The sequence below is a fragment of the Methanobrevibacter arboriphilus JCM 13429 = DSM 1125 genome, assembly GCF_002072215.1.
Taxonomy (GTDB): domain Archaea; phylum Methanobacteriota; class Methanobacteria; order Methanobacteriales; family Methanobacteriaceae; genus Methanobinarius; species Methanobinarius arboriphilicus.
Genome location: NZ_JXMW01000016.1, coordinates 1 through 14146 on the forward strand (window position 1 = coordinate 1; position 14146 = coordinate 14146).

Sequence of the window (14146 nt, forward strand, 5' to 3'; positions counted from 1 at the left end):
ATTAGATCTAAAACTATTCTACTCTTAATCAGATTCTAATTCAACTAAAATAGGATTTAATTTAGCTATTAAATTATAAAATATTGTAGATATACTCATAATTATAAATATTCCTATAAATCCTCCTATAATTACTAAAATAGAATTAATATAAGAAACAGGGAAAAATAAAAAAGAAATTATTAGATGAATTATTGTATAAGGAATAATCAAAGCAATAGCTAAGTTCAAACCTACACTTGATGGTTTAAAATAATTGATTTTATTTATACTTTTATTATCATTTTTATCATTTTCTAATTTTATTTCAACTCCACCAGTTTTTTTAGATACTAAATTATATATAAATCCTCCTAAACCAGTTAAAATAAAAGTTAAAACAATAAATATTAAAATTATAATAGGATTTGTAATAATATCTATAGTTTGACCTATCAATGAAATCATTGGGGTGAAACTTATAAATGAGTATAAATCTATTAAAATAATCTCTAAAACTAATTTTAATCCAGGATAAAACAAAATAACAAATATAATATTTATCAAAGTTATAATGATTGAAATAGGTAAAATTGAGATTCTTTCAATACTTCCATTCGATATTTCAAAGGAAACACTAAATATTTTATTTGAAAAAATATTATAAAGAAAATTTCCAATGAAATAATAAACAACTCCTCCAACTAAAGATATAAAAGCTATTGTAAATGGAATAAGTAATGATAATGTATCAAAATTTCCATTAATAGCAGCATAAATAAATAACAATAATCCTACTATTATTCCCCAAATAAAGAATATTAAAGATCCAACAACCGTAATCGAACTTAAATCAATGTATTTTAAATTAAGATAAGACATAATATTTACTCCAAATTAACTGATTTATAATTTTATTAAAAATATTAAAATATGCTAAAAATTAAAAAAGATATTAAAAATTAAATTAATTGTTATGCAATTAATTGTTATGCATTTTCATATCTGAACTATTTTCAGCTAAAGAATTATTCATACTTATATTAGAATTATTATTTTTAGAATTACTATTTTCAGAAGCATTATTTTCAGAATTATTATTTTCTTTCATTGGCATTGGACAATTACATTTACTATTTTCTTCCATACTACACATATCACAACAATAATTATCTCCTGTAGCATGATCATGACAATTCAACATTTTACATTGAGAACATACATCTTTTTCATCTCCTTGAAAAATAAAAAGAGATGATGCAAAAGCAATGCCTACAATGATGATGATTATTAATATTACTAAATATTTTTTTTTCATTATATACCCCTTTTATAAGTATTTTTTCATTATTGTACTCCATTCATGATTATTTTTTCATTATTATATTCTATTCATACTTATTCCCAATCCTAACCTTGTCTTAAATAATTAGAATTTTAAATAATTAAAATAACAAATTTTCTATTCTGTAAAACTCCTTTTCTATTAAAGTAATAGAATAATTAACTAAAACAGCTAAAATTGTCATAACAGCAACTCCTGCCCACATATCTGGAACATAGCCAGTTTCTTGCGAATGCATTATGAAATAACCTAAACCATTCCCTGTTGTCATTCCCATCATCTCCACACCCATAGCTATTAAAAAAGCAAATATTACGCCTAATCTTAATCCTGTGAAAATATAAGGAAGTGCAGAGGGTAACTGTATTTTCCAAAAAATATCAGATTTATTAAAATTCAGTGATTTTCCAATTTTAACAAACTCTGAAGGTACATTTTTTGCACCAGTAACTGTGTTATTCAACAAAGGCCATTGAACTGCCCAATATATCACGAGTACAATTGCAAGTTCATTTATTAATGTAAATAAAATTATTAAATGAAAAAGAGTTAATGGATTAATCTGTTCTAACAATCTCAACAATGGGTTTAATGAATTTTCAATCCTTTTAAAAAATCCTCCAAGCAAAAATCCCAATGGAATAGCTACAATCAAAGCTAAACTAACTCCTATTAAAACTCTTATTAGAGTATAAGCTGTTTCAAAAGGGATTATCCCACTTAAACTCAATTCGACTATTTTTATAATAATAGTCGATGGAGAAGAAATGAAATTAGGATTAAATACTCCTATAACTGATAAAAATTCCCATATGATAAAAAAGATAATAACTGCAGAAAATTTATGAATGATTTTATGAATAATCGATATAAATTTGTTAAAAATTATTTTATTAAGATTATTAATTAAGATTATTAAATTCATTTTTTCACTTAAAATTAGTTATATCAAAAATAAAAGATAAAAAATAGAAATTTGTTTATAAAAAAATTAGTAAATCAATAATAACCCCCCAGAATTTAAATATTATTATTGATTTGGTAAGCTAGTATCCCAAGTATCATTAAATTCAGTAGTATATAAATCCTCAGGTACAAATTCACCATGTTCTATTAATCCATCAGCTTCCATTGCATCAATCCAATCTTGTATATATCCTTTAACTTCATCATCAATAGCTCCAGAAGGACTATACCAGTGAACATTAGCTGTATATGGTAAATCAATATTTTTAGCAGTTATTTCACCTGCTTCTTCCCTGTTATCATTAGACCATCTATCAGCATCTTTAAATGCTTTGATGAAATTTCGAACAGTATCAGGATGTTCTTTTATAAATTCTTCATTAACTATTGCAAAGGATAATCCTGCTGCAGGACCAAATGCTTCAGTACTAGTAGTTAAAATTCTTAATTTTTTGCTAGAATCATTGGTTTCATTACTATCTTTTTCTGCTTTTGCAAAAAATGGAGGATGTAATGTTGCAATATCAATATCACCTTGTAATAATGCTTGTTCTTGTTGATTATCTGGAAGAGTAACATATTCGATAGTATCATTAGGTGTAATATTATTTTTTCTTAACCATGCATTTGTTTCTAAATCAGCACAAACACCAGTAGCAAGTACTCCAACTTTAACTTTTCTTCCATTATCTTTTACAAATTTTTCAAAATCTTCTGGACCTTTTAAAGAACTATTTTCTTTAACAAGCCAGTGCATATGTTCTTCATCTAAAGATCCATTAATAGGTTCTGCTCCAGTTACTACTACAGCTTGAACTGGAACACCACTCTTAATAAGATTTATTAATGCATTTGGATGTCCATCATATACATTTAATTCTCCTGATGAAAGTGCTGCAGGTTGTTGAGCATAAGGAATATCACCTTTATCAACAACATTTACATTATATTTATCAAAAAATCCTTTTTCATATCCTACAAACCAAGGAGTTCCTGAACAATCTTTTGTTACAGCTCCATTAATAGAATTAGCATTTGCCGATGATGGTAAAAATACTAATCCTGCTATTATTGCTATTATCGCTATAATTACAATAACTATAGCTATTAATTTTTTATTTACCATTTTTATTCTCCTTATTTTAATTTTCTTTATCTTTATACTTTATATGTTAAATTATATTCTTATATCAAATCTTATATTCTCATATCAAGTTTTTATAAGATTTCACAGTTATTTTCTATTTAATATTAATTTTAATGATTAATATTTCTTTAAATATGTTTATTCAAATTATTGTTTAATTAAATTAATTTTTATTTGATTTCAATAAATAATATGTTAAAATTATAAATGAAGCTTAAAAAACTTAAATATTAGATTGAACATATTAAATATTGTATATTCAAATTTAGTAGAATTGTTGAATATACATTATAATGAATAGATAGGGATCTTCCCTATCTATTTACTATCAAATCGGTTATTTTTTGTATTCTCTCTTTTTAGCAAGTCATTATAGCACCTCCTACTAAGGATAATTTTATGAACTTAAATTTTTATAATAAATTATATACTCAAATATACAAAATATACATATTAAATTTCAACATCTTGTTTCCATGTTGAAACTCTTTTTTCTAAATAAAGTAAACCATAATTTACAATATAACCAAGTAAAGCAACAGTTACGATTCCTGCCCACATTTTAGGTATTTGCATTACCATTTGAGCTTGCATAATCATATGACCTAAACCAGCAGTTGATCCTAACATCTCAGCACCAATCAGCATGAAAAATGCGAAAACTGCACCCATACGGATACCAGTGAAAACTGTTGGTAGTGAAGCTGGAATCAGTACCTTAGTAAAAATTTCTACTTTACCTAATCCCGCAGATTTAGCCATTTTTACTAAAACAGGATCAACATTAGATATACCAGTAATAGTATTCAGTAATATTGGCCATTGAGTGACCCAATAGATAATTGTTATTTTAGAAAGTTCTCCTATTCCTAAAAATACAATGAATATAGGAAACAAAGTAAATGGGTTTGCCTGAGATAAAAGCTGAAGAAGTGGATTTACTGCTTTTTCAAAATTTTTAAAAAAGCCACCTAATAAAAATCCAAGAGGTAGTGCAACTATAAGTGCAAGAAGAAAACCTGAAAACACTCTCCATAAACTTACTAAGGTATTATATTGTAAAGTTCCATCTAAACATAATCTATACATTTCATTAAGGATTGTGGTTGGAGTTGGAATAAATATTTGATTTACAAGCCCTAAAGTTGGAAGAATCTGCCAAGCTATTAAAAATACTATAATTGCAATGTATTTATGTAATGTTGATTTAAATAGAGATGTTGGTGAAAAATTTACAGAACTCATTTAAATTCCCCCACCTTTTTCAATTGAAGTCTCAAATTCAAGCTTATTTTCTTTAATTTCTTGAGATTTAATAACTTCTTCTTTTAAAAGCTCCCAAATTTTGTGTCTTAATCTAGCAAAATCAGTACTGCTCTTAAAATCTGTTTTAAATCTATGTTGCCTTGATATTGGAATATTTACAATTTCTTTAATAGTTCCTGGTCGAGCTGTCATGATTGCAACTTTATCAGCTAAAAATATAGCTTCATCTATACTATGAGTAATAAATATAACTGTTTTTTTATTGTTTTCTGTTATTTTAAGTAAATCTTCTTGTAAGATAGATCTTGTTTGAGCATCAACAGCTGCAAAAGGTTCATCCATAAGTAAAATTTCTGGATCAATAGCTAATGCACGAGCAATAGCTACTCTCTGTTTCATACCACCACTTAGTTCATTAGGATATCTATCTTCAAAGCCAGATAGCCCTACAAGTGAAAGGTATTCTTTACTAATTTTTTCACATTCTTTTTTATCTAAATGAGATTCTAATGGAAAAGTTACATTGTGTAAAGCATTTCTCCATGGTAGAAGAGCATATTGTTGAAAAACAATTCCTCTATCTAATCCAGGACCATCAACAATTTTATCATTAATTTTTATTTCACCTTTTGATGGAGTAGAAAGACCACCGATAATGTCTAATAATGTTGATTTTCCACAACCACTTGGACCCAAAATAACCAAAAATTCTCCATTATATATATCTAAATTAACATTATCTATTGCAAGAAATTCCTCTTCTTTAGATTTTTTTCCTTTTCTTTCAAATGTTTTTTTAATATTTCTTATAATGATTTTAGAAGTATCATTATTATCTTTATTCAAATAACTTATCTTTTGATTTCCTTTTGTTTCATTATCATTTTTTATTTCACCTATTTTAACACCTCCAATATTGTTTATAAAAATAATTTAATTTAATCTTTAAAATTTTAATTTTAACCTCAATAATTTTTATTTCAATAATTTTAACTTCAATAATTTTTATTTCAATAATTTTATTTTTAATACTAATATTCAGATTTATATAACAATGTTATGTTTTCTATTTTTATATTCTCATATAAAAAAATAAAATATGAAAAATAAAAAAATAAAAATCAATCGATTAACAATTGTTATAATATTCTACAAAGGTCCTGCTTTATCATAAAACAAATCTTGAATTAAATTAAGACCACCATCATATCCAACATAATTATCTCCTAAAACCAGCCTATTATATGAAGGAAAAGAAACTGTAACATGAGTAGTTTCTAATTCACCTTTAATAACAGATTCAAGAGAACTTGCATAAAGATTTAAAAATGGTCTATCCTTTAAAAGTTGATTTATTTTGAATGAATCTATTTCAAATATAATATCTGGAGTAAATTGAATCTCTTCACTACTTGTTATTGCATTAATAATTCCTTCCTTATATTCTTCAGGAGGATTATCAGTAATAATAACAATATCTGGAAGTTGTCCAACTTCATCAGTTAAATATCTTGTAATACTCACAGCAGTATTTGAATCAGCTACAACTCCAAAATAAACATTAGGAACATCAAACTGAAGAATATCTCCAGCATATTCAATTGTACGATAAGCTCTACGCTCTCCTTCTTTTATTAAATCTTCAAGCTTCCTTTTATTAATAGGAAGAATTTCAGCTAACTTTCTTAAAAATTTTGTAGTTTGAATAGGGCCTGTAGGTATTCCAGGAAAACTTATATAAGGTGTATCAAATTCTTTTTCAAGTTTACGAGCAGCCCTATGACCAATCCATGGGGATAAAACAATATTATATGCTGCAGAAGGTATCTTTTGAATTTTTTCAACTGTGTCAAATTCTCCAAATATAACATTAGCTTCTATATCAAGTTTTTCAAGTAATTCTTTAATAGCTCTAAGCTCCCCTTTCCAAAAAATATGTTGAAATGGTACAATACCTAATATATTAATTAATTTTTTTTCTTTTTTATCCGAAGGCTTTAAATATTGATCTACAAGAGCTTCAAAAAATAATTCATATCCTTCAAATGAGTTTCCTTTAAAACCTGGAGCATTCACGTGGATTATAGGTGCTTTATCTCTAAATTCATTAACAACAGCATCAACATCGTCTCCAATTAAAGATGGAACACAACCTGATATTACAGTAAAAAATTCACCTGTTGAAATTTTTATTGTTGAATCAATAAGTTTTCTTAACTTATCTTCTCCTCCAAAAATCACATGTTCTTCAACAAGACAAGAACATGGAGTAGATGAGCCTCCATAATCACCAGGAGCATTTTGAGCTCCTCCATAATTTGCACCAAACAATTGACTCATACCACAACCTGAACCAGAATGAAGAATAGGAACCCCCTCATTTAATCCAACCGCTGCTTCATAAGCTCCAGATAATGTACAACCATATCTTGGAGCTTCTACTATTCTAGGTGAACTTGATTCATCTATATAGTTTTCTGATTTTTCACTCAATTTTTCATCTCCCTTAATAAACATAAAATATATAAAAATATTATAAATTATAAAAATTTTATAAAATATACAAAAAATTATAAGATTTATAAAAAGTCTTATAATAAGTTATAAAATTTATAATAATATTATAAATTATAAAAATATTATAAAAATATTATAAAAAATATTATAAAAATTATAAAATTTTAAAAAATTATTTTCCTTTTTCAGCAAAGTACAATGGATCTGGTTGATCTAAGTACCATTTTTTGACACTAACGCCAGTATTTTCTTTAGAAAGTCTTTGTAGTGATTCATTTTTAAGTGCTTGGAGTAAAAAGTTTCCATATGCAACTGCACCAGCATATCCTGCCTGAGTACTCCATTTTCTTGGATCTCCTCTAAGTGAATGTAATCTTGAAACAGAACCTTCACGTTTCCAAGCACCACCTTGGAACGGACATGTTAAAGCCATATCTGGTTTTGTTTGTTCAGTAATATGGAGTTGTTCAGCTGCTTGGAAAGTATTTACCATAACATTAAAATCACCGACTTTATCAATAACATCTTCTAATTCATCGATTAAGATATTATCAAAATCCTGTGCCATTGCTGAACTTGATTTAACACCTAACTCATCAAAGTAAGGTAATTGAGTAACAAGCCGTCCTTGTCCAAGAGAACCAAGAACATCAATTTTTGAACCTCTTTTATCCTCAATAGCTTTAAACTTATCTTTAATCTCTTTTAATTTAGGAACATATTTCTTATGTTCTTCTTTTATAAGTTCTTCAACTTCTTCTTCTTTTCCAGTATACTTAGCTATCTCTCTAAGCCATTCATCAGTATTATTAATACCAATAGGAGAAGGATACATGAAAAATGGAACTCCAAAATGTTGGTGAAGTCCTCTTGATAAGTAATCTGTATAAGTTGGACAAATTGGTGCTGTTACTGCTGCCTCTGACAGCTGTTCAAAGTCTTCAACACTTGCAAATTCTGGAATAAAATTTACTCTTAAGCCTAACTTACCAAGTAATCTTTCAATTTCAATCCTATCTTGCCATGCATAAGATAACATACTAGCTATATTAACTAAGTCTTTTTGTTTCTTTTTAGGTTTTTTAACAAGATATTTTAATACTCCATGCCAAAAAGCATCATATCCTGTTTGCATGATTTTAGATCTTACACCTTCACAGTGAATTGGAACAATGGTTGCTTTTACATCAGGTTGGATCTCATTTACTGCAGATTCAATATCTTCACCAATTATCCCTGTGACACAGGTAGTTAAAATGAAAATAGCTTTTGGAGAATACCTATCTTCAGCTTCTTTAATAGCTTCAATAAGCTTATCTTTAGCACCAAAAACAACATCATCTTCTCCAAGATTAGTAGTTAACCAATTAAGTTTATAATTTGTTGGTTTTCCTAATGCTTCTGGAATAGCTCCATATAGTTCTTTATAACCTAATGCTGCATGTGAACATCCAACAGGACCATTAAAAATTATCGCAGCATCTCTTATTGTAGAAACTCTCACTGAGAGGTAAAAATTTAGGATACATCCTCCAGATTGTTGAAACCCTCTTTCAGTACATTTTAAATTACCTTTTTTTGCATCATCTAAAAGTTCACTAGCTTTTCCAAAGTACACATTTGTTCCATTTGCACGTTGTTCACGAGTAGGGCATGTGACTTTATCAAGTTCTACAATGTAATCCTCTGAATCAAGTTCATTTTTAGCCATATTTTAACCTCTATATTCTAATTTTGATTCTTTTAATCATTCAATTCTCTTAATTTTACATCTATTTAATTCAAATTATAATTTATTTAAATTACATTATTTAATTAATATTTCCTTAATTTTATCTATCTTAAATTTAAGATTTTTATATCTTAAAATCACCTTCTTCTTGTTTTTTAAGTTCTAATAATTTATCAGACCACGATTCTGCCCAATCCTTTAGTTCATCACTTTCTAAAGGAGATGGTACATATTCATTTTTGTTATTATAAATATCCTTTGCAAGTTTTCTATAAACATCTGCTTGTGCTGATTCTGGATCTGCTTCAATAGTTGTTTTTCCTGCTAATTCTGCTTGTGTTACTGTAAGAGATCTTGGAACAAAGCCTGCTATTGTACTATCTGTCTGATCAACAAAATCTTTTAGAATATCTTTTTGAGCAGAAAATGTAATTGAATTTGCAATTATTCCACTGAAGAGAGCTCCCCCTCCTGTAGAATATTTTTTTATACCTTTAAAAAGATTATTAGCTGCATAAATAGCCATAAAATCTGCAGAAGAAACTGTGTAGACTTGATCTGCTACTCCTTCTCTTATTGGCATTGCAAATCCTCCACAAACAACATCCCCAAGAACATCATATAAAACAACATCAGGAGCATATTCTTCATATACATTTTGTTGTTTTAAAAATTCTACTGCTGTAATTATACCTCTTCCAGCACATCCAACACCAGGTTCAGGACCTCCAGCTTCAACACAGTGGATTCCATTAAATCCTTCAAAAATTACATCTTCAACTTTTAAAGCTCCCCTTCCTTTTCTCAGTGATTCAAGTACTGTTGGTATTGATTTTCCACCAGTTAATGTATGTGTAGAATCACTTTTTGGGTCACAACCCACTTGCATTACATTATATCCAGCATCCGACAATGCTGCACTAATATTTGAGGTGGTAGTAGATTTTCCTATTCCACCTTTTCCATATATAGCAATCTCTTTTATTTTCTTCAATTTTTCTACCTCATTAATAGTTAAGCTAAGAATTATATAACAATTGTTATATTATTGATTTATTTTATTCTTGATTTTTAATATAATTTTTAATAAAAGATTCAATTAAGATTAAAATCTTAAATAGAATATTAAAAACAAAAATAAGTTAATTTGTAACTCTTTTTCTAAAACAAAATTTTTATTTAATTATAAATTAATAATTTATAATTAAACTAATCTTTATAATTAATAATTTTATAAAATAATTCTTATTAATATAAAAATTTTAATTATCAATTAATTATTTTAATATATTATATTTTAATATATTTTTAATATATTAAAATTTTTAATATATTAATTTAAATTAATTTTAATTAAAATTTAATTAATGATTTTATAAAAATTATATAATTAAATTAAATTAATTTTGCTATTTAGGAAATGAGAGTTAAGTATTTTAATCAACACATAAAATCAATAATGGAATAAGATTTATGTCTTAAGAAATCTTTGTAAGAAATAAAGTCGTTGTATATATATGCAAACCTAATTTCAACTAATTTATTAGATACATTAGAAATGTATTCAATAGATTTTTTTATTCTTAATTCAGAAATCATTTTTGGCCTCCATATATTCTTAATTTTTCATATAATATCATTAACTTTAATATAGCTATATAATTTTAATAATTATAGTATTTAATAATTATTGTTATATCAGTTTAATGATTATAGCTTAATAATTATATAAATTTAGTTATTAAATTATATAAACTACTATAAAATTATTTTATAATATTATATTAAATAACACAACACAATACAACTTTATATAAATCTACAATATTTCAACGATAATACCCGATTATTTTTTTCATTTTTTATTATTATAGAAAATATAACAATCGTTATTTATCAATTATTTATAATAATATATAAACTTTACTATAAATTTACTAGATTTTTACTATTTATTAGTATTAATCTAGATTTTTATCATATTTTACATAATAATTTATTATAATTTTTTTATTTAAGAAATTATTAAAAAATTATTAAATAAGTTTAAATATAATTAATAAAATAATATTTATAACAATTGTTATTTAAAATTATTGGTTAAAAAATTATTGATATTATTGATTATATAATTATTGATTATATAAACTTATTAATGATTAGTTAAATTTATTGATATTAATTTTATTGATGTTAATTTTATTTATATAATAGAATTGATATTTATTGATATCATCTATAATTTGATATTATTTATAATGATATTATTTATAATTAAAAATTGATTGATTTGGAGAGATTGAATGAAAGATAACTTATTGAATCATAGTTTAATAATAGCTAGATATGGAGAAATAGGACTGAAAAGTCCTCGAGTAAGAGGAAGATTTGAAAGACAATTAAAATCTAACATAAAAACTGCATTTGAATGTAAAATAAAAATAAGCCAAGGAAGAATATATATTCATCCAAAAAATTTTGATGAAGCTTTAACCAAATTAAAAAGAATCTTCGGAATCGTATCATTTTCACCTGCTATTCATACAAAAACTACTTATGAAGATATTGAAAATGATTTAGGCAAATATACAGAAAAACTCATTGAAGAAAATTTGATTAGTTCTAAAACGAAGTTTGCAGTAAGATGTAGAAGAGTTGGTGATCATGATTTTTCATCTCAGGAAATGGCTGGATTTGCTGGATCAATAGTTAGAAAAAAGATTGATGCTCCAGTTGATTTATCTAATCCTGATATAAAAATTTTTCTTGAAGTTAGAGAAGATGAAACCTATATATTTCATGAAAAAATTAGAGGTCCTGGAGGATTACCTCTCGGTTCCCAAGGAAGATTAGTAGCTTTAATATCAAGTGGTATTGACTCACCAGTTGCAGCTTACTTAATGATGAAAAGAGGTTGTGCTATAACAGCTATTCATTTTGATAACGATCCTTTTGCAGGTCCAAAGGTTACAGAAAATTTCAAAGAGTTAATAAATAAACTTAATGAATATTCATATGGATTTCCAATAAGAACTAAAATAGTAAAATATGGAGATTACCTAGAAAAATGTAAAGATAATGCTCCTGAAAAGCTTACCTGTGTATTGTGTAAATCTGGTATGTATAAATTAGCTAGTGAAGTAGCTAAAAAAGAAAATGCATTGGGAATAGTTGATGGTAGTAGTGTAGGACAAGTAGCATCTCAAACACTCCATAATATATTAGCTACACGTGCTAATGCAGAATTTCCTATCTTAAGCCCACTTATTGGCTTAGATAAAATAGAGATAGAAAAAATATCTAGAAAAATTGGAACTTTTCCTATTTCTGAAATTAATGATGGAGGATGTTCTGCGGTTCCACGTTATCCTGAAACTAAAGCTGAACTTAGTAGAGTTAATGATGCATTAGAATTAATAAATCAGGAGGTAGAAATAAAAAAAGCTGTTGAAAAGTTATATTAGTTTTTCAAATATTTTTACAAATATATGTAAACTTAATTTATTTTTAAAATATTTTAATATAAAGATATTTTATTATGTAAAAAATACTTTAATATAAAGATATTTTATTATATAAAAAATACTTTAATGTGACTATATTTTATTATGTAAATTATATTTTGAATATAAATTGTAATGTTAAATCGTAATGTTTATATATTATTTTCATTCAAATAACAATTGTTATAAATTATGGAGAAGTTTCTATATTTAAACGAAATAATGACAAAATTATAAAAAAATATAGTGAAAAATAAACATTATAGCAAAAAATAGAACAAAAAAATAAAAATCATAGTGAAAAAATAAAGATAAATAGAATTTAAAATATGAAATATTTAATATAATATTAAATTTAAAAATATGGTGAAATTATGGTACTAATTGTTGGGTCTGGTGTAGGAGGAGCAATATTAGCAATGGAGTTATCAAAAGCTAATATTCCAGTAACTATTGTTGAAAAAGGACCATTTTGTGATGTTGCTGATTCATATAAATATTATGATGAAATTGATGATTATTTAGATCTTTCAAAAACAACTTGTGTTGGAGGATCAAGTGTTGTAGCAGCTGGAAACGGTGTTAGGCTACTTGAAGATGAATTAAAAGAGTACAATGTTGATATCTCAAAAGAACTTGATGAAGTAGAAGAATTGTTAGATATTCACCAAATGGATGATTCTCACTTTGGTGAAGGTACAAAGAAATTTATTGAAGCTGCAAAGTCTATTGGTCTTCCAGTTATAAAAATGCCTAAATTCATAAGAGAAGAAGATTGTATTCAATGTGGAAAGTGTGCATGGGGTTGTCCAAGCAATGCAAAATGGTCTTCACAAGATTTCATTAAGATAGCTATTGAAAATGGAGCAGAGTTAATAGATGAAACTGAAGTTACTGAAATAGTTACTGAGAGAGATTCTGTAAAAGGAGTTAAAGTTAAAAGATCAAACGGTAATGAAGAGATTATTGAATCTGATACTGTTGTTTTGGCTGCTGGAGCTATTGACTCTGCAATTATTCTTCAAAGGTTAGGTTTAAAAGCTGGAGAAAAATTATTTGTTGATCCTTTTGTTACTGTTGGAGGAGTTATTAAAGACATTAACTATTATAAAGAAGTAACTATGAATGCATTGGTTATTGGAGGAAACTTTGTTCTTGCTCCTCACTATTCTATTATTTTAAATGAAAATATTAGTAATAAAAATACTAGTGATAATAGTGATAATAATAGTGGTAATACTGGTGATAATAATATTAATGAGGATAATATTAAAAAAGGAGATATATTAAGTATTATGGTTAAGATTCCTGATGATAATCATGGGAAAATTGTAGATGGAGAAGTTATAAAAGAAAATACAATTAAAGATGTTAGATTTATTGCTGAAGGAGCAGCTACTGCTGGTGCAATTTTAGTAAAAGCTGGTGTAGACCCAAATACTATAGTTTCAACACATTTAAGAGGAGCTCATCCTGGTGGAACAGCTGCTATTGGAGATATTGTTGATACTAATCTCGAAACAGAGTATAAAGGTTTGTTTATTTCTGATGCTAGTGTTATTCCTGAAGCTCCTGGAGCTCCTCCAATAATAGCTATTTTAGCATTGTCTAAAAGATTATCTAAATATTTAATAAACAAACAGTGAAAATCTAATAAAATGTATTAATTTAATAAATTAATTATAAAAATT

Annotated in this window: 12 protein-coding genes; 2 read left to right on the top strand and 10 right to left on the bottom strand. The window is 26.1% G+C overall.

The window, feature by feature from the left end; genetic code table 11:
- Positions 1-24: 24 nt before the first annotated feature.
- The 10 genes from MBBAR_RS07515 to MBBAR_RS10325 all read right to left on the bottom strand — a co-directional run bounded on the left by MBBAR_RS07515 (position 25) and on the right by MBBAR_RS10325 (position 10551).
- Positions 25-861, bottom strand: a complete 837-nt coding sequence (locus MBBAR_RS07515; protein WP_080460684.1) for a hypothetical protein — start codon at positions 859-861, stop codon at positions 25-27.
- A gap of 100 nt (positions 862-961) precedes the next feature.
- Positions 962-1297, bottom strand: coding sequence for a hypothetical protein (locus MBBAR_RS07520; protein WP_080460685.1), 336 nt, complete (start codon positions 1295-1297; stop codon positions 962-964).
- Positions 1298-1424: 127 nt separating this feature from the next.
- Complete coding sequence (locus MBBAR_RS07525) at positions 1425-2249, bottom strand: ABC transporter permease (RefSeq protein WP_080460686.1); 825 nt, start codon at positions 2247-2249, stop codon at positions 1425-1427.
- Positions 2250-2354: 105 nt separating this feature from the next.
- Entirely contained in the window at positions 2355-3416 is a 1062-nt protein-coding gene (locus MBBAR_RS07530) for an ABC transporter substrate-binding protein (protein ID WP_080460687.1), read from the bottom strand.
- 474 nt (positions 3417-3890) lie between these two features.
- Entirely contained in the window at positions 3891-4682 is a 792-nt protein-coding gene (locus MBBAR_RS07535) for an ABC transporter permease (protein ID WP_080460688.1), read from the bottom strand.
- The gene (locus MBBAR_RS07540) at positions 4683-5549 is read right to left on the bottom strand and encodes an ABC transporter ATP-binding protein (RefSeq protein WP_080460689.1); all 867 of its coding nucleotides are present in this window, start codon (positions 5547-5549) and stop codon (positions 4683-4685) included.
- Between the two features lie 303 nt (positions 5550-5852).
- Positions 5853-7196 carry a nitrogenase component 1 gene (locus MBBAR_RS07545; protein ID WP_249025047.1) on the bottom strand — a complete coding sequence of 448 codons (1344 nt, stop codon included), beginning with the start codon at positions 7194-7196 and terminating at the stop codon, positions 5853-5855.
- A 196-nt stretch (positions 7197-7392) separates the two neighbouring features.
- Positions 7393-8931, bottom strand: coding sequence for a nitrogenase component 1 (locus MBBAR_RS07550; RefSeq protein ID WP_080460691.1), 1539 nt, complete (start codon positions 8929-8931; stop codon positions 7393-7395).
- Positions 8932-9076: 145 nt separating this feature from the next.
- The gene (gene nifH, locus MBBAR_RS07555) at positions 9077-9946 is read right to left on the bottom strand and encodes a nitrogenase iron protein (protein ID WP_080460692.1); all 870 of its coding nucleotides are present in this window, start codon (positions 9944-9946) and stop codon (positions 9077-9079) included.
- Positions 9947-10392: 446 nt separating this feature from the next.
- Positions 10393-10551: a hypothetical protein gene (locus MBBAR_RS10325; protein WP_158082559.1), complete on the bottom strand. Its 159-nt coding sequence runs from the start codon at positions 10549-10551 to the stop codon at positions 10393-10395.
- Between the two features lie 719 nt (positions 10552-11270).
- Here MBBAR_RS10325 and thiI point away from each other — a divergent pair.
- Positions 11271-12416 (top strand): tRNA uracil 4-sulfurtransferase ThiI, encoded by a 1146-nt coding sequence (gene thiI / locus MBBAR_RS07560; protein ID WP_080460704.1) that lies wholly within the window; start codon positions 11271-11273, stop codon positions 12414-12416.
- Positions 12417-12829: 413 nt separating this feature from the next.
- Positions 12830-14101 (top strand): GMC family oxidoreductase N-terminal domain-containing protein, encoded by a 1272-nt coding sequence (locus MBBAR_RS07565; RefSeq protein WP_080460693.1) that lies wholly within the window; start codon positions 12830-12832, stop codon positions 14099-14101.
- The last annotated feature ends 45 nt before the right edge of the window (positions 14102-14146 follow it).